Here is a 21,400-nt window from a genome sequence, read left to right on the forward strand (position 1 = left end):
CCGCGGGGCGCGCCGACCCACCGCCGACACCGCTACGGAGCATCGAATGCAGACCCCTGACGCCCAGCCCGCCCGGGCGGGCGGCCGCACGGCCTCCCTGACCCGCGCCACCAGTGAGTCCACGGTCCGGCTCAGCCTGAACCTGGACGGCACCGGCGTCTCCCGGATCAGCACCACCGTGCCCTTCTACGACCACATGCTCACCGCCCTGTCCAAGCACTCGCTGATCGACCTGGAGGTCGAGGCCAGCGGAGACACCGAGATCGACGTGCACCACACCGTCGAGGACACCGCGATCGTGCTGGGCGAGGCCCTGCGCGAGGCCCTGGGCGACAAGCGCGGCATCCGCCGCTTCGGCCAGGCCACCGTGCCCCTGGACGAGGCCCTGGCCCGGGCCGTCGTGGACATCTCGGGGCGGCCCTACCTGGTGCACGAGGGGGAGTCCGAGGCCTTCGCCCACCACCTGATCGGCGGGCACTTCACCGGCTCCATGGTCCGCCACGTGCTCGAGGCCATCGCCTACCACGCCGGGATCTGCCTGCACGTGGACCTGCTGCGCGGCCGGGACCCCCACCACATCGCCGAGGCCCAGTTCAAGGCCCTGGCGCGGGCCCTGCGCGAGGCCGTCGAGCCGGATCCCCGCGTCCCGGAGGCCATCCCCTCGACCAAGGGGGCGCTGTGAGCACCACTGGATCGCAGCCCGTGAAGCCCACCGTCACCGTCCTGGACTACGGGGCCGGCAACGTCCGCTCGGCCGTGCGCGCCCTGGAGACCGCCGGGGCCGACGTCGTGCTCTCCCGGCGCCCGCAGGACGTGCTGGAGGCCGACGGCCTCGTGGTCCCCGGCGTCGGGGCCTTCGGCGCCGTCATGGACGGCCTGCGCGCCGTGGATGCCCCGCGGCTGATCGGACGCCGGGTGGCCGGCGGCCGGCCCGTGCTGGGCATCTGCGTGGGGCTGCAGGTCTTCTTCGAAGCCGGCACCGAGCACGGGGAGCACACCGAGGGACTGGGGGAGTGGCCCGGGACCGTGGAGAAGCTGCCCGGAGACGTGGTCCCGCACATGGGCTGGAACACCGTGCGCCCGCCGGAGGGCAGCCGGCTGTTCGCCGGGATCGAGCGGGAGCGGTTCTACTTCGTGCACTCCTACGCGGTGCAGCGCTGGGAGTTCACCCAGACCAGCCAGCACATCCGGCCCCCGCAGGTCACCTGGGCCGAGCAGGGGGTGCCGTTCATCGCCGCCGTGGAGAACGGGCCGCTGAGCGCCACCCAGTTCCACCCGGAGAAGTCCGCGGACGCCGGGCTGCGGCTGCTGCGCAACTGGCTGGACACCCTGCTGCGCACCGGCCGGATGGCCCCGCGCGGCCCCGAGTCCGAGGAGGACTTCCCAGACCCCGCCCGGGCGCAGGAGACCGCGCCCGCCGTCGACGCCGAGGAGGGCGAGCGCGCATGAGTCCCCTGACCTCCGGTCTGCTGCTGATGATCTTCGGGGCCTTCCTCGTCGGCGGCGGCATCTCCTTCCGCCGGCAGAAGCTGCCGCTCATCGCCCAGGTCGTGCTGTGGATCCTTGGCGCGGCCTTCTTCGCCTACGGCCTCTACGTCGTCACCCTCGACTGAGCGCCGGGCGCGGCCATCCCGCCCGCGCCCGCGCGCACCATCCGCAACGAACAGGAGCACCATCCCGATGAGCACCCCCCGCCTGCAGCTGCTGCCCGCCGTGGACGTCGCCGGGGGCCAGGCCGTGCGCCTGGTCCAGGGCGAAGCCGGCACCGAGACCGGCTACGGCGACCCCGTCGAGGCGGCCCTGGCCTGGCAGGAGGCCGGTGCCGAATGGGTGCACCTGGTTGATCTGGACGCGGCCTTCGGGCGTGGGGAGAACACCGAGGTGCTGCGCCGGGTCGCCGAGCGGGTGCGGCTGAAGATCGAGCTGTCCGGAGGGATCCGGGATGATGCCTCGCTGCGCCGGGCCCTGAGCCTGGAGCCCGCCCGGATCAACCTCGGCACCGCCGCCCTGGAGGACCCGGAGTGGACGCGCCGGGTCATCGCAGAGCACGGGGAGCGCATCGCCGTCGGGCTGGACGTGCGCGGCACGACCCTGGCGGCCCGCGGCTGGACCGAGGAGGGCGGGGACCTGTGGGAGGTGTTGGACCGGCTCAACGCCGACGGCTGCGCCCGCTACGTCGTCACCGACGTGACGAAGGACGGCACGCTGCGCGGGCCCAACACCGAGCTGCTGGCCGAGGTCGCCCGGCGCACGGATCGGCCGGTCGTCGCCTCCGGCGGCATCTCGGGGCTTGCGGACCTGGAGGCGCTGCGGGCCATGGTCCCGCACGGGGTCGAGGGCGCGATCGTCGGCAAGGCCCTGTACGCCGGGCGCTTCACCTTGGCCGAAGCCCTGGACGCGGCGGGGCGGCCCGAGGCATGAGCCCGCGGGAATTGCCGGCTCACATCCAGGCGCAGCTGCGCAGCGCCGGCCGGGAGACGGACACCGGCGGGCAGCCGTGGAAGGGCCGCAACCTGGGGGAGGGGACCTCCCACACCCACGCGTATCCGCAGGACGACGGTCTGACCCCCGCCCCCGTGGCCGAGGCCCTGGAGGCCTTCGCCCGGGCCGAGATCCCCGAGGAGTCGGTGCTGGAGGCGCTGCGCGGCACGCGCCTGTTCGCCCCGGTTCTCGCCGAGCTGTCCCAGGCCCACGTGACCGAGGACGGGCTGGTCTCGGACAAGGAGTCGGAGATGGCCCTGGTCTCCATCAGCGCCCCGGACGGGCGGCGGGCCCTGCCCGTGTTCACCAGCGTGGACGCGCTGACCTCCTGGCATCCGCAGGCCCGGCCGGTGGCCGCCGAGGCCCGGCGCACGGCGCTGGCCGCGGTGGAGGACGGCAACCAGCTGCTGGTCCTGAATCCGGGCACCGATCTGGTCTTCGTCCTGCGGCGTCCGGGGGTGTGGGCCCTGGCCAAGGGCGAGCCCTGGCTGCCGTCCTACTCGGATCCCCAGGTGCTGGCCGCCCTGCAGCGCGCGGCCGCGGGGATCCCGCAGGCCCGAGGCGCGCAGATGGCCCCCGGGGCCGGGGTGGCGGCCCGCGACGCCGAGGGTCGGTTGCTGCCCGGCGGCGGGCCCGGCCCGGAGCTCAGCGTCGAGCTGCTGCTGGTCCCCGGCCTGGACCGGGCGGGCCTGGACGCTGCGTCGGAGACCTTCCGGGCGGCCGTGGCCGCGGACCCGCTGCTCGCCGAGCGGATCGACTCCCTGGAGATCCGGGTGCGCCCGGTCGAGGACCGGGAGCCGCGCCCGGCGGGCTAGAAGACCGGGCCGGTCAGGTTCTCTCCGGGGCCCTTGCCCGGGGCGTCCGGGGCGAAGGAGGCCTCGCGGAAGGCCAGCTGCAGGGAGCGCAGGCCGTCGCGCAGGGGCCCGGCGTGCTGGGAGCCGATCTCCGGGGCCGCGGAGGTGACCAGCCCGGCCAGGGCGATGATGAGCTTGCGGGCCTCGTCCAGATCCTTCAGCTCCGCGGCGTCGGGCCCCTCGGCCAGGCCGCATTTCACGGCGGCCGCGCTCATCAGGTGCACCGCGGTGGTGGTGATGACCTCCACGGCGGGGACCTCGGCGATGTCGCGCATCTGCGCGTTCACGGCCTGGATCTGCTCGGCGCTGGGCTCCGGGGCGGCCTCGGGGGCCGCGGCGGCATCCGTGCCGCCGGGGAAGCGGTGCACGCCGGGATCGGGCTGGGCGTCGGCGGGATCCTGCGCGGCAGAGGAGGGGCGGGGTGTCTCAGTCATGGCCCCCACTGTCGCACATCGGGGGCCGTCGCGCCGCCTCGGGGCGAGACCGGCGCAGGGCAGACAACGGGGCGGCCATGGTGTAGAGTGTCAGGAGTTTCCAAGCGGGGATCTCGATCTCCCACCCGCGTCGACCGCAGCGGTCGCCGGGTCAGCGCTCGTGCGCCATCATGCCGTCCGCATCCTGAGGATGCGCGTCGTGTGCGGGCACGGGTCTCGAAGCCCCCGCTGGAACCGTCCCGCGGGGGCTTCTTCGCATCCCGTCGGGGCGATCCGCGAACCGTGCGGGAACAGACCCGCAGAGCCGACAGGAGCACCACATTAGCGATCCACGCATCAATGACCGCATCCGCGTACCGGAAGTCCGACTGGTCGGCCCCAGCGGCGAGCAGGTCGGGATCGTCCGCGTAGAGGACGCACTGCGTCTGGCGCGGGAATCGGATCTTGATCTGGTCGAGGTGGCGCCGAACGCCCGTCCGCCGGTGTGCAAGCTGATGGACTTCGGCAAGTACAAGTACGAGGCCGCCGTCAAGGCCCGCGAGTCCCGCAAGAACCAGACCAACACGGTCCTGAAGGAAGTGCGGTTCCGGCTGAAGATCGACGACCACGACTACGAGACCAAGGTCGGGCACGCCAAGCGCTTCCTCACCGCGGGAGACAAGGTCAAGGCCATGATCCAGTTCCGCGGCCGCGAGCAGCAGCGCCCCGAGATGGGAGTGCGCCTGCTGGAGCGGCTGGCGACGGACCTGGCCGAGGTCGGCAGCGTCGAGTCCAATCCGCGCCAGGACGGGCGGAACATGGTCATGGTCATCGGCCCGCTGCGCAACAAGGCCGAGGCGCGCCGCGAGCAGCAGCGCCAGGCCAAGCAGCAGGGCGGCAGCCGCCGTCAGCGCGAGCGGGTGGACACCCGCACCGCGCAGCCGGTGTCCAACTCGGTGGCCGCGGCCATGCCGGAGCAGCTGCGCCAGCAGGCGCAGGGCGGCTCGGCATCGCAGGCCCAGGAGGCCCCGGCCCCGAAGCCGCAGGCCGAGTCGAAGCCCGCGTCGGCCCCGAAGCCGCAGGCGGCTCCCAAGCCCCAGGCGGCCGCGAAGCCCGCGTCGGCTCCGAAGCCGCAGGCCGCGCCGAAGCCCCAGGCGGCTCCCAAGCCGCGGGCGCCGAAGCCCGGCCCCCGGTCGTAGCCGCCCCGCCCGGGTCCGCCCCGGGTTGGATGACCCTGCGGACCGGGTCGAGAAGGCGCCTCGTCCTCGACGTCGCCCTCGCAGATCCGGCTTCCGCTGCCTGAGACAGGCACCGTCCCCTCGGGGCGGTGCACGCCCTCCCGGCCCCGCGTGCCCCACGCGGGATCCGGGATGAAACGTAAGGAGAACGGCCCCCATGCCGAAGCACAAGTCCCACTCCGGTGCCAAGAAGCGCTTCAAGCTCACCGGTTCCGGCAAGGTCAAGCGCCAGCAGGCCAACCGCCGCCACTACCTGGAGCACAAGTCCTCCCGGCTGACCCGCCGGCTGGCCTCGGACCAGATCGTCACCGGCGGTCAGGCCAAGGTCATCAAGAAGATGCTGGCCAAGTAGGGCTCAAGCCCACCGCACCCATCGACCTCCCGGTCCCCGCACGGGACCGGCCCCGAACACGCCGCGCCGCCCCCAGGTGAGGGCCGCGCCAGAGCAGAAGGAGTACGCACGTGGCACGTGTGAAGCGGGCAGTCAACGCCCACAAGAAGCGTCGGACCACCCTGGACCGCGCGTCCGGCTACCGGGGGCAGCGCTCCCGCCTGTACCGGAAGGCCAAGGAGCAGGTCACCCACTCGCTGGTCTACAGCTACGACCACCGGCGCAAGAAGAAGGGCGACTTCCGCCGCCTGTGGATCCAGCGCATCAACGCCGCCGCGCGCGCCGAGGGCCTGACCTACAACCGCTTCATCCAGGGCCTGAAGGCCGCCGAGGTGGAGGTCGACCGCCGCATGCTGGCCGAGCTGGCCGTCAACGAGCCGGCCGCCTTCAAGGCGCTGGTCGGCATCGCCAAGGAGAGCCTCCCCGAGGACACCTCCGCTCCCAAGGCCGCCTGAGACCGGCTCTCCAGCACGACGCCGCCCGCCCCGCGATCCGCGGGGCGGGCGGCGTCGTGCGTGGGCGCTGGCTCCGGTACCGCGGATCCGCCGCGCGCGGGCCGACGCCGGACTCCGGGCGCGGGCGAGGCCCGGGTAGGGTGGCCGGGTGAGCGCATTCCAGATCCTCGACCGCGAGCGGACCCTGATCAACCCCACCGCGGACCGGGTCCGCGACGTCGCCGCCCTGGCCCGGGCCCGCCAGCGCGCCCGTCGCGGGCTGTTCCTCGTGGAGGGGCCGCAGGCGGTGCGCGAGGCCCTGGCCGCCCACGCGCGCGGCCCGCTGCTGGACGCCGTGTACGTCACCCCGGCCTGCCTCGAACAGGACCCCTCGCTGGGCGAGGCCATCGCGGCCGCGGCGGGCAGCCCGGCCCCGACCGCCCCCGGGGGCCCCGCGCGTCGGGTCTTCGCCCGGCTGGCGGCCCCGGAGGTGCTGGCCGCGATGGCCGAATCCCAGACGCCCCAGGGGGTCCTGGCCGTGGCCCACAGCGCCGCGGCGCTGACCGGCCTGCCCGGTGCCCGGGATTGGCCGGGCCTCGGGGCGGTCATGGTCCGGGTGCAGGATCCGGGCAACGCCGGAACACTGATCCGCGCCGCCGACGCCGCGGGCGCCGGGTTCGCGGCCGCGACCGCGGGCTCGGTGGACCTGCTCAACCCCAAGGCCGTGCGCTCCACCGCGGGCTCCCTGTTCCACCTGCCCGTCGCGGCGCACCAGCGGCTGCCGGAGCTGGTCGAGGCGGCCCGGACCGCGGGCGCTCAGATCCTCGCCGCCGACGGGCACGCCGCCCTGGATCTGGATGAGCTGGCCGATGCCGCGGCCGCGCAGCGTCCCGGCGACGGCGCCGATCTGCGCCGGCCCACCGTGTGGCTGTTCGGCAACGAGGCCCAGGGCCTGTCGGAGGAGGAGAAGGGGCTGGCCGATGCCCGGGTCGCGGTCCCGCTGCACGGGCGGGCCGAATCCCTGAACGTCGGCATGGCCGCCACCGTGTGCCTGTACGCCTCCGCCCGCGCCCAGCGACGCCGCCCCCGCTGACCGTCCCGGCCCGTCCGGCTCCGCCCCCCCGCCCGTCTCGCGTCGGCCCCGCCGAGTGCGGTCCCGACGGCCTCGTCCCCGCCCTCACCCGTCGCCTCGGCGGCGGGCGTCTCCCATCAACTTAGCCTCCCGATCTGCTCGGCGGGCCGATCCGAAAGGCCCTCCATGACCGAGAAGCAGCAGCAGGAGCCCCAGCAGAAGCAGCAGAGGAAGAGCTCCGGCGGGGCCGCGATCTTCGCGGCCCTGGCGGCCAACCTCGGCATCGCGGTGCTGAAGTTCGCCGCCTATCTGCTGACCCGATCCTCATCGATGCTCGCCGAGTCCATCCACTCCGTGGCCGACACCGGCAACCAGTTCCTCCTCCTGCTGGGCGGGCGGGCGGCACGCAAGGCCCCCGACGCCGAGCACCCCTTCGGGCACGGGCAGAACCGCTACATCTACGCCTTCGTGGTCTCGATCGTCATGTTCTCCCTCGGCGGGCTGTTCTCCCTCTACGAGGCCTGGGAGAAGTGGGCCGAGCCGCACCCCATCGAGGACTGGGCGTGGGTGCCCGCCGTCGTGCTGGTCGGCTCGATCCTCATGGAGGGCCGCTCCCTGCTCACCGCCCTGCGCCAGGCGCGGGGGACCAAGGGGCAGCGCAGCTGGCTGGAGTACGTGCGCGGGGCCAAGGCCCCGGAGCTGCCGGTCGTGATGCTCGAGGACTCCGCGGCCGTGACCGGCCTGCTCTTCGCCCTGTTCGGCATCACCATGACGCTGATCACCGGAGACGGCCGCTGGGATGCCGCCGGATCCGGGGCGATCGGGGTGCTGCTGGTGGCCGTGGCGGTGTTTCTCGCGGTGGAGATGAAGTCCCTGCTGCTCGGGGAGTCCGCCAGCGCCTCCACGCTGGAGACGATCCGCCGGGCCGTGGACGCCGAGGAGCACATCGGGCTGATCCACCTCAAGACCATGCACCTGGCCCCCGAGCAGATCCTGGTGGCCGCCAAGATCTCCGTGGCCCGCCAGGAGACGGCCGCCCAGCTGGTGGCCGAGATCAACGCGACCGAGCGGCGCATCCGCGAGGCCGTCCCGGCCGCCCAGCTGATCTACCTGGAGCCGGACCTGTACCAGGAGGACTACGTCTCCGAGATCCCGCCGCAGCCCGAGCAGGACGAGGCCTGAGCCGGCGGGGGACCGGCCCCGCCCCTTTCGGCCCGATCCTCTAGACTGGGTCTGCCGCCCGCGCCGGAAGCAGCCCGACGGGCCCGAGCGCGCCGCACGCCACGACGCGTCCCGGTGCGCCGTGGACCGCGACGTCGGCGGCAGCGCACGACCCGCGACCCAGGAGAAGACCCGTCCATGACTGAGAACCCGTCCTCGCCCGCGGGCGATGCCGCCGCGGCCCGCCAGGTGCTGGCCGACATCGGCGCCGCCTATGCGGCGGATCCGGAGGGCGCCCCGCAGCGCGTGCGGGAGGCCTTCGACGCCGAGCTGGCCGAGGCCCTGCGCGCCGTGCGCGAGCAGACCCCGGACTTCGAGACGCTGAAGGCCGTGCGGCTGCGCTACACCGGCGAGGGCTCCGGCACCGATCTGGTCAACCGGCAGATGCGCTCGCTGGAGCCGGGGCAGAAGAAGGAGATCGGGAAGCTGCTGGGCCAGACCCGCGGGCGCATCACCCAGGCCGTGGCCGCCCGGGAGGCGGAGCTGGAGGCCGAGCACGCCGAGCGGATCCTCGTGGAGGAGGCCGTGGACGTGACCGCCTCCTCCGGCCGACGCCGCATGGGCGCCCGCCACGCCGTGTCACTGCTGCAGGAGCGGGTCGGCGACGTGTTCGTGGCGATGGGCTGGGAGGTCGAGGACGGCCCCGAGGTGGAATCCGAGTGGTTCAACTTCGACGCCCTGAACTTCCAGCCGGACCACCCGGCCCGGGAGCTGCAGGACACCTTCTTCCTGGAGCCGGCCTCCGCCCACCGGGTGCTGCGCACCCACACCTCCCCGGTGCAGATGCGGGCCATGCAGCGTCGCCAGCCGCCCCTGTACATCGTGTGCCCCGGGCGGGTCTACCGCACCGACGAGCTCGACGCGACCCACACCCCCGTCTTCCACCAGCTCGAAGGTCTGGCCGTGGACCGGGGCCTGACCATGGCGGATCTGAAGGGCACCCTGGAGCACTTCGCCCGCCGGATGTTCGGCGAGCAGGCGCGCATCCGCCTGCGCCCCAACTACTTCCCGTTCACCGAGCCCTCCGCCGAGATGGACGTGTGGCACCCGCAGGCCAAGGGCGGGCCCCGGTGGATCGAATGGGGCGGCTGCGGCATGGTGCACCCCAACGTGCTGCGCGCCGCCGGCATCGACCCGCAGACCCACTCCGGCTTCGCCTTCGGGATGGGCATCGAGCGGACCCTGATGTTCCGCAACGGGGTCCCGGACATGCACGACATGATCGAGGGCGATATCCGCTTCAGTTCAACCTTCGGGATGGAGATCTAGACCCATGCGAATTCCGCTGTCCTGGCTGCGCGAGCACGCCCCCCTGCCGGAGGGCGCCACCGCCGAGTACGTCCTGGAGACGCTGGTGCGGGTCGGCTTCGAGGAGGAGGCCGTGCACCGGCCCCTGGACCACATCACCGGGCCCGTCGTCGTCGGGCAGGTGCTGTCCATGGAGCCGGAGACCCACTCCAACGGCAAGACCGTCAACTGGTGCCAGGTGCGCGTGGTCCCCGAGGGCCGCGAGCAGACCCTGGAGGGGAAGGGCATCGAGGCCTCCGGGATCCAGGGCATCGTGTGCGGGGCCCACAACTTCTCCGTGGGGGACAAGGTCGTGGTGACCCTGCCCGGGGCCGTGCTGCCCGGGGACTTCCGGATCTCCCCGCGCAAGACCTACGGCCACGTCTCCGCAGGGATGATCGCCTCCGCCCGGGAGCTGGGTCTGTCCGATGAGCACGAGGGGATCATCGTCCTCGGTGAGCTCGGCCTGGACCCCGAACCAGGTCAGGACGCCCTGGAGCTGCTGGGACTGACCGATGAGGCCGCGGAGATCAACGTGACCCCGGACCGCGGCTACGCGTTCTCCGTGCGCGGGGTGGCCCGGGAGTACTGCCTGGCCGTGGACGCCCCCTTCGCCGACCCGGCCGGGCCCCTGGCCGAGCGGGCGCCGGCGGACAACGGGGAGGGCTACGTCGTGGACCTGCGCGACGACGCCCCCATCCACGACCGTCCGGGCTGCACCCGCTTCGTCGCCCGCACCGTGCGGGATCTGGACCCCACCCGGGCGACCCCGCCGTGGCTGGCCTCCCGCCTGCGCCTGGCCGGGATCCGCTCGATCTCCCTGCCCGTGGACATCTCCAACTACGTCATGCTGGAGCTGGGCCAGCCCCTGCACTTCTACGACGCCGAGAAGATCGCCGGACCCCTCCACGTCCGCCGGGCCCGCCCGGGGGAGACCCTGCAGACTCTCGACGGGAAGAACCGCGAGCTGCACCCGGAGGACCTGATCATCGCCGACACCGACGAGGCCATCGGCCTGGCCGGGGTCATGGGCGGAGCCAAGACCGAGGTCACCGGGCAGACCCGCCACGTGCTGATCGAGGCGGCGCACTTCGAGGAGGTCTCGATCGCCCGCACCCGGCGTCGGCACCGGCTGCCCTCGGAGGCCTCCAAGCGCTTCGAGCGCGGGGTGGACCCCCAGGTGGCCGCCGCGGCCGCCCAGCGGGCCGTGGAGCTGCTGGAGGAGCTGTCCGGCGCCCGGGCCGAGGACGGGGTCACCGACGTCGGCACCGCCGTCGAACCCCGCCAGATCACCCTGCCGGTGGGCTACGCCGCGGCGCGGGTCGGGGTGGACTACACCCCGGAGCAGATCCTCGAGGTGCTCGAGCGCATCGGCTGCACCGTGCACCGCGGGGGCGACGTCTGGCAGGTCGCCGTGCCCTCCTGGCGCCCGGACCTGACGGCCGAGGAGGACCTCGCCGAGGAGATCGCCCGCGTCGTCGGCTACGAGCAGATCCCCTCCCGCCTGCCCGCCGCCCCCGCCGGGCGCGGGTGGACCCCGGAGCAGGCCGGGCGACGCCGGGTGCTGGACGCGTTCGCTGCCGCCGGTCTCGTGGAGGTCGCGGCCTACCCGTTCGTCTCCGCCGAGGAGGACACCCTCTACTGCGTGCCCGAGGCCCCGGCCGAGGGGACCGTGGAGCACGTGCGCCTGGCCAACCCGATCAGCGACGCCCAGGGCTGGCTGCAGCGCTCGCTGCTGCCGGGACTGACCGAGGTGCTGCGGCGCAACCGCTCCCGCGGCTTCCGGGACCTGGCCCTGTACCAGGCCGCCACCGTGTTCCTGCCCGGGCAGGCGCTGGGGGAGACCCCGCTGCCCGCCGGCGGGGCGCGGCCGGACGCGCAGGTGCTGGAGCAGCTGGAGGCCGGGCTGCCGGTCCAGCCGAAGCACCTGGCCGCGGTGTTCTGCGGGCATGACGCCCCGGAGGGGCCCGGCATCACCCCGCGGGTCCACGACTGGCAGGACGCCCTGGATGCGGCCCGGCTGGCCGCCGATGTGCTCGGCGTGGCGCTGCGGGTGGCCCAGGGCCGCCACCAGGCCTTCCACCCCGGGCGCACCGCCCGGCTGGAGGACGCCGAGGGGCGCCTGCTCGGCTGGGCCGGGGAGCTGCACCCCCAGGTGTGCCGGGATCGGGATCTGCCGGAGCGCACCTGCGCGATGGAGCTGGATCTGACCGCGCTGCTGGGCGGCGTCGGCGCCCCGGTCCAGGCGGGCCCGGTCTCCCCGTACCCGCCGGTCACCCAGGACGTCGCCCTGATCGTCGACGCCGACCTGCCGGCAGCACAGCTGCTGGAGACCCTGCGGGAGGGTGCCGGCGAGCTGCTGGAATCCGCCCGGGTCTTCGACGAGTACCGCGGGGAGTCCATCGGCGAGGACCGGAAGTCCGTGGCCTGCGCGCTGGTCTTCCGCGCCCCGGACCGTACCCTGACCAACGAGGAGGCCGGGCGCGAGCGGGAGGCCGCCGTCGCCCTGGCCGAGCGGCGCCACGGCGCCGTCCTGCGCGGCTGAGACCGTGGGCACCGACAGCGAGGAAGGGTGGGGACGAGGATGAGCGAGACGTTCTTCGGCTTCGATGAGGACGACGAGTTCGGGGCGCCCGCGCGGCGGCACCGCTCCCCGTGGCGGTGGATCACCGCGGCGATCGTGCTGGTCGCGCTGGTCGGGTGCGGCCTGCTGTGCCTGGCGGGGGTGCGCACCGTGGAGGACGCCCGCCAGAACCAGGAGTGGGTCGGGCGGTCCTGGGTGATCCAGGGGCAGTACGCCACGATGACCCAGGACCTGCAGACCACCTCGCACAACGCGGTCTACACCGGCACCCTGCCCTCATCGATCGACCAGCACTACGACAAGTACTACGGCGGGATCGCGGACCCGAAGAAGGTCCAGGCCGGGGGCCAGATCCAGTTCCGCGGCACCCAGACCGGGGCCCAGCGGGAGGACTTCCCGGAGATCGTGGACGCCCTGCTGGTCAACGACGACGGGACGCTCACGGTGGAGCGGACCACCCCGGCGGGGGAGATGTCCCCGATCACCGAGGACGGGATCCGCGCCCAGCAGCGCCACGGCTGGCTGCTGGTCGGCGGCGGGGCGCTGGTCCTGGCCCTGGGTGCCGCCGGCACGGTCTACGGGGTGCGCCGGATGCGCCGCGACGAGGACTGACCCGACCGACCCGCACCGGCCCTGGGCCGGTGGCAGGCGGACGATGCGACGATGCCCCGCTCGCGACCCCCCCCTTTTACGGGGTGTGCGAGCGGGGCATCGTCGCATCCGGCGGCCGCCGCTTACGGGATCAGCAGCACCTTGCCGCGCGAGCGCCGGTCCTCCAGGTGCCGGTGGGCCTCGGCGGCCTCGGCCAGGGGGAACGTGGTGTCCAGGGTCGGGCGCAGGACCCCGGCCTCGGCCAGGTCGAAGACCTCACCCAGGCGGGCCTGCAGCTCCTCCCGATCCTGCAGGTACGCCCCGATCGAGGGGCGGGTGACGTACAGGGAGCCCAGGGCGTTGAGCCGCTGCAGGTCGAAGGGCGGCACCTGGCCGCTGGCCCCGCCGTAGAGCACGGCCGTGCCGCGCGGGCGCAGCGCCTGCACGGACTGATCGAAGGTGTCCTTGCCCACGGAGTCGTAGACGACGTCGGCCCCGCGCCCACCGGTCAGCTCCCGGACCCGCTCGGCGAAGCCCTCGTAGCCCAGCACGTGATCCGCCCCGTGCTCCCGAGCGATCCGGCGCTTCTCGTCGGTGGAGGCGGTGGCGATCACCTCGGCGCCGAGGTGCTTGAGCAGCTGGATCAGCAGCCCGCCGACCCCGCCGGCCCCGGCCAGCACCACGGCCGTCTGGTCCTGCTGGACCGGCACGGTGGAGCGGGACAGGTACTGCGCCGTGATGCCCTGCAGCGGCAGGCAGGCCGCGGTGCGCGGGTCCAGGTGCTCCGGCACGGCCACGATCTTCTGCGCATCCGCGACGAACCGCTCGGCGTAGGTCCCGGAGGCCTGGCAGGTGGCCACCCGGGTCCCGACCCGCAGCCCCAGGGCCTCCAGGTCGACGTCGGGCCCGGCCGCCTCGATCAGCCCGACCGCCTCCGCGCCCGGGACGAAGGGCAGCTCCACCGAGTACACCCCGGAGCGCTGGTAGGTCTCGATGAAGTTCACCCCGGTGGCCTCGGTGCGCACCAGCACCTGGCCCTGCCCTGGCTGGGGGATCTCGCGGGTCTGCGCCGTCAGGACCTCCGGGCCTCCGGTCTGCTCGACGACGATGGCCGTCATCTGCCCGGCCGCGCTCGCCTCCTGCGGCCGCTTCTCCTGCTGTGCCATGCCCTGCTCCTCACCGGCCGGGGCCCTGCGGGTGCCCGGCCTCGCGGTTCTCGGTCCTCACCCATCGTAGGCCCGGGGCGGATCGCAGGGAGGGGACGCCCTCACCCGATGCATAAATATTTAGGCCAATGCATAAATCTGCGGTAGGGTGGGCTCATGACATACACCGCAGCGGTCTCCGGGGCCACCGGATACGCCGGGGGAGAGGTCCTGCGCCTGCTCGCCGGGCATCCCGAGATCGAGGTCACCACGCTGGCCGCCGGGGCCAGCGCCGGCTCCTCCTTCGGCGCGCTTGCCCCTCACCTGCCCCGCTACGCCCACCTCACCGTGCAGGAGACCACCCCCGAGGTGCTCTCCGGCCACGACATCGTCTTCCTGGCCCTGCCCCACGGGGCCAGCGCGCGGGTGGCCGCGGCCCTGCCGGAGGAGACGGTCGTCGTGGACGCCGGGGCGGATCACCGCCTCGAGGACCCCGCCGACTGGGCGCGCTTCTACGGCACCGAGCACGCCGGGCACTGGCCCTACGGCCTGCCCGAGCTGCTCACCGGCCCCGGAATCGGTGAGGCGAAGGCCCCCCGGCAGCGCGAGACCCTGCGCACCGCGCGCCGCATCGCCGTGCCCGGCTGCTACCCGACGGCCGTGCAGCTGGCCCTGGCCCCCGGCCTGGCCGCCGGGGTGGTGCAGCCGCAGGACCTCGTGGTCGTGGCCGCCTCCGGGACCTCCGGGGCCGGGAAGTCCGCGAAGCCGCATCTGCTGGGCAGCGAGGTCATGGGGTCGATGTCCCCGTACGGGGTCGGCGGCATCCACCGCCACGTCCCGGAGATCCGCCAGGGCTTATCCCGGGCCGCCGGGGCCGAGGTGAGCCTGAGCTTCACCCCGACGCTGGCGCCGATGCCCCGGGGGATCCTCGCCACCGCCACGGCCCGGCTGAGCCCCGGGGTCGGCCCGGCCGCCGTGCGCGCGGCGTGGGAGGCCGCCTACGCCGAGGAGCCCTTCGTGCACCTGCTGCCCGAAGGACTCTGGCCGGCCACGCAGAACGTGCAGGGCGCCAACTCCGCTCAGCTGCAGCTGGCCGTGGACGAAGCCGCCGGGCGCGTGGTCGTCGTCTGCGCGATCGACAACCTCGTCAAGGGCACCGCCGGCGGTGCCATCCAATCCGTGAACCTCGCCCTCGGTCTGCCGGAGACCACCGGGCTGCCTCAGGAAGGACTCGCCCCGTGAGCATCCCCGACCACTCCGATCTGCCCGTCGATCGCTGCGCCGGCTTGGAGACCGTCGCGGGGCTGGCCTGCACCGGGACCACCGCCGGGCTGAAGGCCAGCGGTGCCCCGGACCTGGCGCTGGTGCGCGTGCTCGGACCCGAGCACACGACCGCGGCCGTGTTCACCCGCAACCGCTTCGCCGCCGCGCCTGTGCTGTGGTCCCGGGAAGTGGTCTCGGACGGGCGGGCCGACGCCGTCGTGCTCAACTCCGGCGGGGCCAACGCCTGCACCGGGCCCGAGGGCTTCGCCGCCGCCCACCGCACCGCCGAGGCCGCGGCCGAGCACCTGGGCATCGCCGCCGGGGACGTCCTGGTCTGCTCCACCGGGCTGATCGGGGAGCAGCTGCCCCTGGAGAAGCTGCTGGCCGGCCTGGAGCGGGCCTGCGGGGACCTGGCCTCGGACGAGGCCCACGCCCGCGCCGCGGCCCGGGCCATCATGACCACCGACACCGTGCCCAAGCAGGCGGCCCTCACGCTCACGACCGAGCAGGGCGATGTCCACCTGGCCGGGATCGCCAAGGGTGCGGGCATGCTCGCGCCCGGACTGGCCACGATGCTCGTGGTCCTGGCCACGGACGCCTCCCTGGATCCGGAGCGGGCCGAGACCGCGCTGCGCACCGCCGCCTCGCTGAGCTTCGACCGGGCCGATTCCGACGGCTGCATGTCCACCAACGACACCGTGACCCTGCTGGCCTCCGGGGCCAGCGGGATCGCCCCCGACCCCGAGGAGTTCGCCCGCGGGCTCACGGCCCTGTGCGAGGACCTCGCGCTGCAGCTGATCGGCGACGCCGAGGGCGCCAGCCACGACGTGCACGTGCGCACCGTGGGCGCGGCGAGCGAGGCCCAGGCCCTGGAGGTCTCCCGGGCCGTGGCCCGCTCCAACCTCGTGAAGACCGCGATCTTCGGCAATGACCCCAACTGGGGGCGGATCCTCTCCGAGGTCGGCACCACCGCCGCCGAGTACGAGCCCGAGCACGTGGACGTGAGCATCAACGGGGTCATGGTCTGCCGGGCCGGGATGATCGGGCAGGACCGCTCCCTGGTGGACCTGGCCGGGGACCGGAGGGTGGTCATCGAGATCGACCTGGCGGCTGGCCCGGAATCCGCGGTGATCTGGACCAACGACCTCACCCACGACTACGTCGAGGAGAACTCGGCCTACTCCAGCTGAGCACCCTTCGCATCCACCCTGACGAGGAGCCTCATGGCCCAGACCAGCCCCAGCACCCGCTACGAGACCGCCCAGCTGAAGGCGCAGACCCTGATGGAGGCGCTGCCCTGGATGCAGCGCTACGCCGGATCCATCATGGTCTTCAAATACGGCGGCAACGCCATGGTCGACGAGTCCCTGCGCGCGGCCTTCGCCGCGGACATGGTGTTCCTGCGCGCGGTGGGCATCCGTCCCGTCGTCGTGCACGGCGGCGGCCCGCAGATCACCGCGATGCTCCAGCGTCTGGAGATCCCCAGCGAGTTCCGCGGGGGCCTGCGCTACACCACCCCGGAGGCCATGGAGGTGGTGCGCATGGTGCTGACCGGGCAGGTGGCCCGGGAGCTGGTGGGGCTGATCAACGCCCACGGCCCGCACGCGGTGGGCATGTCCGGGGAGGACGGCGGCCTGCTGCGCGCCCGGCGCATCACCACCGTGGTGGACGGGCAGGAGACGGACCTGGGCCTGGTCGGAGAGGTCGTCGGGGTCAACACCACCGCGATCCTGTCCATGATCGAGGCCGGCAAGATCCCGGTGATCTCCTCGATCGCCCCGGAGATCATGGGCGAGCGGGCGCTGGATCGGGGCCTGCCGCAGGACACCCTCACCGGCGAGGTGCTCAACGTCAACGCCGACACCGCCGCGGCCGCGGTGGCCGCGGCGATCGGGGCCGCCAAGCTCGTGGTGCTCACCGACGTCGAAGGGCTCTACGCGGACTGGCCGAACCTGGATTCGCTGATCAGCTCCCTGAGCACCGAGGAGCTGCGCGAGCTGCTGCCCGGGCTGGACGCCGGGATGATCCCCAAGATGGGTGCCTGCCTGGGAGCCGTGGAGAACGGGGTGCCCACCGCCGCCGTCGTGGACGGGCGCCGGGCCCACTCCCCGCTGCTGGAGATCTTCACCGACTCCGGCATCGGCACCCAGGTCACCGGCCCCGCCCCCGAACCCAAGCCCCTGGCCGATTTCGTGATGATCGACCCGCTGCGCACCCACGAAACCCCCGCGGCCCCGCCCGCCGAGACCGCACCCCACGGAAGGACAGCATGAGCCAGCCCGCCGATTATCTGGACGCCTACCGGAAGGACCTGCTCGACGTGTTCGGGCAGCCCGCGCTGGTGCTCACCGAGGGCTCCGGCTGCGAGGTCACCGACGCCGCCGGGCGCACCTACCTGGATCTGATGGCCGGGATCGCGGTCAACAGCCTCGGCTACGCCCACCCCGCCTGGGCCGACGCCGTCGCGGCCCAGGCCCACCGCCTCCAGCACGTCTCGAACTTCTTCACCACCCCGCAGCAGATCGAGCTGGCCCGCACCCTCCTGGAGATCGCCGACGCCCCGGCCGGCTCCCGCGTCTTCTTCGCCAATTCCGGGACCGAGGCGAATGAGGCGGCCCTGAAGGCCGTGCGCGCCCACGGCAACGCCCGCGAGCCCCGGGCCCGCCGGATCCTGGCCCTGGAGCACGCCTTCCACGGGCGCACCGCGGGGGCCCTGGCGGCCACCTGGAAGCCGGCCTACCGGGAGCCCTTCGAGCCGCTGCCCGGCGGGGTCCAGTTCATCCCCCCGACGGCGCAGGCCCTGGAGGAGGCGATGGGCGATGATGTCGCCGGGGTGATCCTGGAGCCCATCCAGGGCGAGGCCGGGGTGCACCCGCTGCCGGAGGAGCTGCTGCTGGCCGCCCGCCGGCTGACCCGCGAGCACGGCGCGCTGCTGGTGGTGGACGAGGTGCAGACCGGGATGGGCCGGACCGGGCTGTGGCTGGAGTCCCTGCGCGTGCTCGGGGACCCGGGGCAGCGCCCGGACCTGATCACCCTGGCCAAGGGCCTGGGCGGGGGCTTCCCCATCGGGGCGATGCTCGCCCTGACCCCCGAGGCCACCGGTGCCCTGGCCCCGGGCAGCCACGGCACGACCTTCGGGGGCAACCCCCTGGCCACCGCCGCCGGGCTGGCCACGATCCGGGCCCTGCGCGACGAGGACCTGCTGACCCGCGCCCGCGAGGTCGGAGCGCACCTGCGCGAGGGCCTGGCCGCGACCCCGGGCATCGGCGCGGTGCGCGGGCGGGGCCTGCTGATCGGGGCTGACCTGACCGCGCCCGACGACGAGCGGGCCGCCCCCGCCGGGCCCGACGTCGTCGCCGCGGCCCGGCGCGCCGGATTCATCATCAACGCCACCGGCCCGAACACCCTGCGCCTGGCCCCGCCGCTGGTGCTCACCGCAGACCAGGCCCGCACCTTCCTGGACGCGCTGCCCGGCATCCTCGCCGACGCCGCCCCCGCCGACTGACCCGACCGAACCGCCGACCGACCGCATCCCGGCCCGGACCCTCAGAGCCCGGGCCGGCGAAGGAGCCCCATGATCCGCCACTTCCTCACCGACCTGGACCTCACCCCGGCCGAGCAGTCCGAGGTTCTGGACCTCGCCGCGCGCATGAAGGCCGACCCGTACGCCCGCCGGCCCTATGCGGGCCCGCAGACCGTCGCGGTGCTGTTCGACAAGACCTCCACCCGTACCCGGGTCTCCTTCCACGCCGGGATCGCCGCCCTGGGCGGGAACCCCCTGGTGATCAACCCGGGGGAGTCCCAGCTGGGGCACAAGGAATCCGTCGCGGACACCGTGCGGGTGCTGACCCGCATGGTCTCCACCATCGTGTGGCGCACCTACGCCCAGTCCGGGCTGGAGGAGATGGCCCGTCACGCCACGGTCCCGGTGGTCAACGCGCTGTCCGATGACTGGCACCCCTGCCAGATCCTCGCGGATCTGCTCACCGTGCGCGAGCGCTTCGGGGCGGATCTGACCGGGCGGACCCTGGCCTACGTCGGGGACTGCGCCAACAACATGGCGGCCTCCTACGCCGCCGGCGGAGTCACGGCCGGGATGCACGTGCGCCTGGCCGGGCCGGCCTCCCACCAGCTGCCCACCGCGGTGCTCGACGCCGCCCGGGCGCGGGCCGAGGCCACCGGCGGGTCCGTGCTGCTCACGGAGGACCCGGCCGAGGCCGCGGACGGGGCCGACGTCGTGGTGACCGACACGTGGGTGTCCATGGGCCAGGAGGAGGAGAAGGCGGAGCGTCTGGAGGTCTTCGCGGACTACCGGGTGGATGAGGATCTGATGTCCCGCGCGGGGCGGGAGGCGGTGTTCCTGCACTGCCTGCCCGCGTATCGGGGCATGGAGGTCACCGAGGGCGTGATCGACGGGCCGCGCTCGGCGGTGTGGGATGAGGCGGAGAACCGCCTGCACGCGCAGAAGGCGCTGCTGACCTGGCTGATGGTCCGCTCGGGGCTGGCCGGGGAGGAGCTGCTGCGATGAGCGGGATCCCGGCGACGAAGACGGCCAGGCAGGCCCGCATCGTCGAGGTGCTGGAGCAGCGCTCGATCCGCTCGCAGTCGGAGCTGGCGCGGGTGCTGGCCGCGGACGGGCTGAAGGCCACCCAGGCGACGCTGTCCCGGGACCTGGTGGAGATCGGCGCGCAGCGCCTGCGCGGGCCGGACGGGGTGCTGGTCTACGCGGTGGCCGGCACCGAGCAGCCGCGCGGCCAGGAGCCGCCCCAGCGGCTAGCGGGGCTGTTCAAGGATCTGCTGATCACCGCCGAGGCCAGCGCCAACATCGTGCTGCTGCGCACCCCGGCCGGGGCCGCCCAGTTCCTGGCCTCGGCCCTGGATCAGACGGCGATCCCCGAGGCGATGGGCACGATTGCCGGGGACGACACGGTCATGGTCATCACCCGGGATCCCCAGGGCGGGGCGGCGCTGGCGCAGCGCTTCCTCGAGTGGTCGCAGACGCCGGCGAGCTGAGCCGGCGCCTCGCCCGGTCCGCGCACGGGCCGGCCCCGCACGGGGGCGGGAGGGCTGGCTCGGCCGCGGCTCAGGCGCCGCCGCGGTGCTCGGCCAGCAGGCGGGTCATGCCGGGCAGGCCGAAGAAGGCGGCCACGGCCTCCGGGCTCTGGTGGCCCTGGCTCGCGTCGGCGCCGGCCTCCAGCAGCATCCGGGCGATCGGCTCGTGGTTGCGGAACACGGCGCAGACCAGGGCGGTCTGACCGCGGTCGTTGAGCCGGTCCGCATCGGCCCCGCGCTCCAGCAGCAGGCGCACCACCTCGGGCTGCTCCCGGTAGGCGGCCAGGATCAGCAGGGTGTCGCCGTTGGCGTTGGTCAGGTTCACCGGGATCCCCTGCTCCAGCACGGCCGCCAGCTGTTCGGTCCGGCCGTCCCGGGCGAGGTCGAAGACCTGGTTCAGGGCCTCCAGCTCCCGGTCGGACAGCGGGGCGGTGCCGTCCGGGGTCTGCGGCTCGGCGTGCGGATTCTGCTCGGCGGACATGGGCGGGCTCCTTCGCGGTGGACGATGCACGGTGACGATGCCCCAACGTAGTACACTCGGGGCGGGAGCGGGACGGAGGAGGGCCGGGACGCCGGGCCGACACGCCGGGCGGGGTCTCGGGTGGGGCGGGATCGGCGCGAACGTGGTTGGATGAGATCGGACACACCGTCGTGGCCGGCCCGGGCCGCGGGTCGGCCCGCTGCCTCGGAGGACCCATCATGAACACCCTCGCACCCACCCGCCGCACCCTCGTGAAGGGGGCCGCGTGGTCCCTCCCGGTCCTCGCGGCGGCCTCCGCCGTCCCGGCCCTGGCCGTCAGCTGCCACCCCGTGGAATCCCGGTGGTACCTGAAGTCCCGGATCGTGTACACGGACGACAACTATTCGAACGTCAACTTCGACAACCTGGTCACCTACGACTCCACCCCTCCGGGGGAGGCCTCGATCCAGCACTGGGTCTCGGGTGAGACCCTGAACTGGCGGATCCCGCTGGGCTTCCCGCAGGGCCTGGAGGACGGTGCCGTGGTCACCATCCCCTTCGATCCCTCTTGGACCACCCCGACCACCCCCACCTCCTACAGCCTCGCGGGTTTCAAGAAGTTCGGGGCCGCGCATCCGGATGATTTCACCCAGGAGCTGCCCCCGGCCACGGTCGTCGAGAACGCGGATTCCTTCACCATCACCTTCCACGGTCAGGTGCCGGCCGGCTCCGCCGGCGGATATCAGTTCACCGCCAAGGCCGTGGGGGGCACGGCCGCGGTGCGCCGCGGGGACACCTACACCTGCCAGGCCACGGTGACCTTCACCCCGGTCACGTGCGACGCCCCGGGCGCCTGACCCCGGAGTGCATAAATAAACGAATATCTGTATAGTCATTCATGACGATGCGCGGCG

The 21,400-nt window shown here is 73.7% G+C and carries 23 protein-coding genes; 20 read left to right on the forward strand and 3 right to left on the reverse strand.

What is annotated here, in order from left to right; genetic code table 11:
• Positions 1-46 precede the first annotated feature (46 nt).
• The 5 genes from hisB to AC0VXQ_RS03545 all read left to right on the forward strand — a co-directional run bounded on the left by hisB (position 47) and on the right by AC0VXQ_RS03545 (position 3,296).
• Positions 47-682 (forward strand): imidazoleglycerol-phosphate dehydratase HisB, encoded by a 636-nt coding sequence (gene hisB, locus AC0VXQ_RS03525; protein ID WP_058730802.1) that lies wholly within the window; start codon positions 47-49, stop codon positions 680-682.
• Positions 679-1,449 carry an imidazole glycerol phosphate synthase subunit HisH gene (gene hisH / locus AC0VXQ_RS03530; protein ID WP_081046232.1) on the forward strand — a complete coding sequence of 257 codons (771 nt, stop codon included), beginning with the start codon at positions 679-681 and terminating at the stop codon, positions 1,447-1,449. Before hisB ends, hisH begins: the two co-directional genes overlap by 4 nt.
• Positions 1,446-1,613 carry a hypothetical protein gene (locus AC0VXQ_RS03535; protein WP_165590107.1) on the forward strand — a complete coding sequence of 56 codons (168 nt, stop codon included), beginning with the start codon at positions 1,446-1,448 and terminating at the stop codon, positions 1,611-1,613. The genes hisH and AC0VXQ_RS03535 overlap by 4 nt, the downstream gene beginning before the upstream one ends.
• Positions 1,614-1,680: 67 nt before the next feature.
• On the forward strand, positions 1,681-2,421 hold the full coding sequence (gene priA / locus AC0VXQ_RS03540) for a bifunctional 1-(5-phosphoribosyl)-5-((5-phosphoribosylamino)methylideneamino)imidazole-4-carboxamide isomerase/phosphoribosylanthranilate isomerase PriA (RefSeq protein WP_058730801.1): 741 nt from the start codon (positions 1,681-1,683) through the stop codon (positions 2,419-2,421).
• Positions 2,418-3,296: an SseB family protein gene (locus AC0VXQ_RS03545; RefSeq protein ID WP_058730800.1), complete on the forward strand. Its 879-nt coding sequence runs from the start codon at positions 2,418-2,420 to the stop codon at positions 3,294-3,296. Before priA ends, AC0VXQ_RS03545 begins: the two co-directional genes overlap by 4 nt.
• Here AC0VXQ_RS03545 and AC0VXQ_RS03550 read toward each other — a convergent pair.
• Positions 3,293-3,769, reverse strand: coding sequence for a DUF1844 domain-containing protein (locus AC0VXQ_RS03550; protein ID WP_099049706.1), 477 nt, complete (start codon positions 3,767-3,769; stop codon positions 3,293-3,295). The two genes, AC0VXQ_RS03545 and AC0VXQ_RS03550, sit on opposite strands and share 4 nt — an antisense overlap.
• 347 nt (positions 3,770-4,116) lie before the next feature.
• On the opposite strand from AC0VXQ_RS03550, the gene infC reads away from it, so the two are divergent.
• The 8 genes from infC to AC0VXQ_RS03590 all read left to right on the forward strand — a co-directional run bounded on the left by infC (position 4,117) and on the right by AC0VXQ_RS03590 (position 12,587).
• Positions 4,117-4,947, forward strand: a complete 831-nt coding sequence (gene infC / locus AC0VXQ_RS03555; protein WP_375543252.1) for a translation initiation factor IF-3 — start codon at positions 4,117-4,119, stop codon at positions 4,945-4,947.
• A gap of 196 nt (positions 4,948-5,143) precedes the next feature.
• The gene (gene rpmI / locus AC0VXQ_RS03560) at positions 5,144-5,338 is read left to right on the forward strand and encodes a 50S ribosomal protein L35 (protein ID WP_058730797.1); all 195 of its coding nucleotides are present in this window, start codon (positions 5,144-5,146) and stop codon (positions 5,336-5,338) included.
• Between the two features lie 110 nt (positions 5,339-5,448).
• Positions 5,449-5,832 (forward strand): 50S ribosomal protein L20, encoded by a 384-nt coding sequence (gene rplT / locus AC0VXQ_RS03565; protein ID WP_058730796.1) that lies wholly within the window; start codon positions 5,449-5,451, stop codon positions 5,830-5,832.
• A 148-nt stretch (positions 5,833-5,980) separates the two neighbouring features.
• The gene (locus AC0VXQ_RS03570; RefSeq protein WP_061225905.1) at positions 5,981-6,904 is read left to right on the forward strand and encodes a TrmH family RNA methyltransferase; all 924 of its coding nucleotides are present in this window, start codon (positions 5,981-5,983) and stop codon (positions 6,902-6,904) included.
• A gap of 165 nt (positions 6,905-7,069) precedes the next feature.
• Positions 7,070-8,065 carry a cation diffusion facilitator family transporter gene (locus AC0VXQ_RS03575; protein ID WP_058743592.1) on the forward strand — a complete coding sequence of 332 codons (996 nt, stop codon included), beginning with the start codon at positions 7,070-7,072 and terminating at the stop codon, positions 8,063-8,065.
• Positions 8,066-8,242: 177 nt separating this feature from the next.
• Entirely contained in the window at positions 8,243-9,373 is a 1,131-nt protein-coding gene (gene pheS, locus AC0VXQ_RS03580; protein ID WP_058743591.1) for a phenylalanine--tRNA ligase subunit alpha, read from the forward strand.
• Positions 9,374-9,377: 4 nt separating this feature from the next.
• Positions 9,378-11,936, forward strand: a complete 2,559-nt coding sequence (gene pheT, locus AC0VXQ_RS03585; protein WP_058743590.1) for a phenylalanine--tRNA ligase subunit beta — start codon at positions 9,378-9,380, stop codon at positions 11,934-11,936.
• Positions 11,937-11,975: 39 nt separating this feature from the next.
• On the forward strand, positions 11,976-12,587 hold the full coding sequence (locus tag AC0VXQ_RS03590) for a hypothetical protein (protein WP_058731530.1): 612 nt from the start codon (positions 11,976-11,978) through the stop codon (positions 12,585-12,587).
• 122 nt (positions 12,588-12,709) lie between these two features.
• On the opposite strand, the gene AC0VXQ_RS03595 is transcribed toward AC0VXQ_RS03590, so the two are convergent.
• Positions 12,710-13,732 (reverse strand): quinone oxidoreductase family protein, encoded by a 1,023-nt coding sequence (locus AC0VXQ_RS03595; RefSeq protein ID WP_231377322.1) that lies wholly within the window; start codon positions 13,730-13,732, stop codon positions 12,710-12,712.
• Positions 13,733-13,888: 156 nt separating this feature from the next.
• Between AC0VXQ_RS03595 and argC the strand changes: the two genes are divergently transcribed.
• The 6 genes from argC to AC0VXQ_RS03625 all read left to right on the forward strand — a co-directional run bounded on the left by argC (position 13,889) and on the right by AC0VXQ_RS03625 (position 19,987).
• Positions 13,889-14,953, forward strand: coding sequence for an N-acetyl-gamma-glutamyl-phosphate reductase (argC, locus tag AC0VXQ_RS03600; RefSeq protein WP_224799868.1), 1,065 nt, complete (start codon positions 13,889-13,891; stop codon positions 14,951-14,953).
• A 2-nt stretch (positions 14,954-14,955) separates the two neighbouring features.
• The gene (gene argJ / locus AC0VXQ_RS03605; RefSeq protein WP_414602876.1) at positions 14,956-16,164 is read left to right on the forward strand and encodes a bifunctional glutamate N-acetyltransferase/amino-acid acetyltransferase ArgJ; all 1,209 of its coding nucleotides are present in this window, start codon (positions 14,956-14,958) and stop codon (positions 16,162-16,164) included.
• 33 nt (positions 16,165-16,197) lie between these two features.
• Entirely contained in the window at positions 16,198-17,247 is a 1,050-nt protein-coding gene (gene argB, locus AC0VXQ_RS03610) for an acetylglutamate kinase (RefSeq protein WP_475529153.1), read from the forward strand.
• Positions 17,244-18,479 carry an acetylornithine transaminase gene (locus AC0VXQ_RS03615; protein ID WP_058731528.1) on the forward strand — a complete coding sequence of 412 codons (1,236 nt, stop codon included), beginning with the start codon at positions 17,244-17,246 and terminating at the stop codon, positions 18,477-18,479. The genes argB and AC0VXQ_RS03615 overlap by 4 nt, the downstream gene beginning before the upstream one ends.
• A gap of 69 nt (positions 18,480-18,548) precedes the next feature.
• A complete protein-coding gene (gene argF / locus AC0VXQ_RS03620) occupies positions 18,549-19,502 on the forward strand; it encodes an ornithine carbamoyltransferase (RefSeq protein WP_058731527.1) in 954 nt (317 codons plus the stop codon).
• On the forward strand, positions 19,499-19,987 hold the full coding sequence (locus AC0VXQ_RS03625; RefSeq protein WP_058731526.1) for an arginine repressor: 489 nt from the start codon (positions 19,499-19,501) through the stop codon (positions 19,985-19,987). Before argF ends, AC0VXQ_RS03625 begins: the two co-directional genes overlap by 4 nt.
• A 70-nt stretch (positions 19,988-20,057) precedes the next feature.
• On the opposite strand, the gene AC0VXQ_RS03630 is transcribed toward AC0VXQ_RS03625, so the two are convergent.
• Positions 20,058-20,507 carry an ankyrin repeat domain-containing protein gene (locus AC0VXQ_RS03630; RefSeq protein ID WP_081046047.1) on the reverse strand — a complete coding sequence of 150 codons (450 nt, stop codon included), beginning with the start codon at positions 20,505-20,507 and terminating at the stop codon, positions 20,058-20,060.
• Positions 20,508-20,725: 218 nt separating this feature from the next.
• Here AC0VXQ_RS03630 and AC0VXQ_RS03635 point away from each other — a divergent pair, with 218 nt between their 5' ends.
• Entirely contained in the window at positions 20,726-21,343 is a 618-nt protein-coding gene (locus AC0VXQ_RS03635; RefSeq protein WP_058731794.1) for a hypothetical protein, read from the forward strand.
• Positions 21,344-21,400 lie beyond the last annotated feature (57 nt).

It is taken from the genome of Rothia sp. QJM3NY_36, from assembly GCF_056173115.1.

Excerpts from the sequence above, each read along its gene's own strand:
- AC0VXQ_RS03630 (WP_081046047.1), bottom strand. The coding sequence starts at position 20,507 with ATGTCCGCCGAGCAGAATCCGCACGCCGAGCCGCAGACCCCGGACGGC.
- AC0VXQ_RS03615 (WP_058731528.1), top strand. The coding sequence starts at position 17,244 with ATGAGCCAGCCCGCCGATTATCTGGACGCCTACCGGAAGGACCTGCTC.
- argB (WP_475529153.1), top strand. The coding sequence starts at position 16,198 with ATGGCCCAGACCAGCCCCAGCACCCGCTACGAGACCGCCCAGCTGAAG.
- AC0VXQ_RS03590 (WP_058731530.1), top strand. The coding sequence starts at position 11,976 with ATGAGCGAGACGTTCTTCGGCTTCGATGAGGACGACGAGTTCGGGGCG.
- AC0VXQ_RS03550 (WP_099049706.1), bottom strand. The coding sequence starts at position 3,769 with ATGACTGAGACACCCCGCCCCTCCTCTGCCGCGCAGGATCCCGCCGAC.
- AC0VXQ_RS03535 (WP_165590107.1), top strand. The coding sequence starts at position 1,446 with ATGAGTCCCCTGACCTCCGGTCTGCTGCTGATGATCTTCGGGGCCTTC.
- argF (WP_058731527.1), top strand. The coding sequence starts at position 18,549 with ATGATCCGCCACTTCCTCACCGACCTGGACCTCACCCCGGCCGAGCAG.
- hisB (WP_058730802.1), top strand. The coding sequence starts at position 47 with ATGCAGACCCCTGACGCCCAGCCCGCCCGGGCGGGCGGCCGCACGGCC.
- argC (WP_224799868.1), top strand. The coding sequence starts at position 13,889 with ATGACATACACCGCAGCGGTCTCCGGGGCCACCGGATACGCCGGGGGA.
- rpmI (WP_058730797.1), top strand. The coding sequence starts at position 5,144 with ATGCCGAAGCACAAGTCCCACTCCGGTGCCAAGAAGCGCTTCAAGCTC.
- AC0VXQ_RS03625 (WP_058731526.1), top strand. The coding sequence starts at position 19,499 with ATGAGCGGGATCCCGGCGACGAAGACGGCCAGGCAGGCCCGCATCGTC.
- pheS (WP_058743591.1), top strand. The coding sequence starts at position 8,243 with ATGACTGAGAACCCGTCCTCGCCCGCGGGCGATGCCGCCGCGGCCCGC.
- AC0VXQ_RS03635 (WP_058731794.1), top strand. The coding sequence starts at position 20,726 with ATGAACACCCTCGCACCCACCCGCCGCACCCTCGTGAAGGGGGCCGCG.
- AC0VXQ_RS03595 (WP_231377322.1), bottom strand. The coding sequence starts at position 13,732 with ATGGCACAGCAGGAGAAGCGGCCGCAGGAGGCGAGCGCGGCCGGGCAG.
- AC0VXQ_RS03545 (WP_058730800.1), top strand. The coding sequence starts at position 2,418 with ATGAGCCCGCGGGAATTGCCGGCTCACATCCAGGCGCAGCTGCGCAGC.
- pheT (WP_058743590.1), top strand. The coding sequence starts at position 9,378 with ATGCGAATTCCGCTGTCCTGGCTGCGCGAGCACGCCCCCCTGCCGGAG.
- priA (WP_058730801.1), top strand. The coding sequence starts at position 1,681 with ATGAGCACCCCCCGCCTGCAGCTGCTGCCCGCCGTGGACGTCGCCGGG.
- AC0VXQ_RS03575 (WP_058743592.1), top strand. The coding sequence starts at position 7,070 with ATGACCGAGAAGCAGCAGCAGGAGCCCCAGCAGAAGCAGCAGAGGAAG.